Annotated in this window: 1 protein-coding gene; it reads left to right on the plus strand. The window is 67.9% G+C overall.

Annotated features, from left to right (window positions below; all coding sequences use genetic code 11):
- Positions 1-421 (plus strand): CoA transferase (locus ACEWB7_RS18060; protein WP_411581095.1); only part of this gene is annotated, 421 nt, incomplete at both ends.

The following is a 421-nucleotide window of genomic DNA, read 5'->3' on the forward strand; positions in this document are numbered from 1 at the left end:
GTTCTGCACGCGCCAGCTGGCCGACCTCGGCGCACGGGTGATCAAGATCGAGCGGCCCGGTGCCGGCGACTTCGCCCGCGGCTACGACGAGCGGGTCGACGGCCTGGCCTCGCATTTCGTCTGGACCAACCGCTCCAAGGAAAGCCTGAGCCTGGACGTGAAGCAGGACGCCGCTGCCCAGGTCCTTGACCAGCTCTTGGCCAAGGCCGACGTGCTGGTGCAGAACCTGGCACCGGGCGCCGCCGCGCGCATGGGGCTCTCCTTCGAGGCGCTGCACGAACGCTTTCCGCGACTGATCGTCTGCGACATCTCCGGCTACGGCGAGGGTGGCCCCTACGAGCAGGAGAAGGCCTATGACCTGCTGATCCAGAGCGAAGGTGGCTTTCTCTCCGTCACCGGTGGGCCGGGCGAGACCGAGATG

Source organism: Acinetobacter sp. NIOH-H-8 (genome assembly GCF_046635365.1).
Lineage (GTDB): Bacteria > Pseudomonadota > Gammaproteobacteria > Pseudomonadales > Moraxellaceae > Acinetobacter.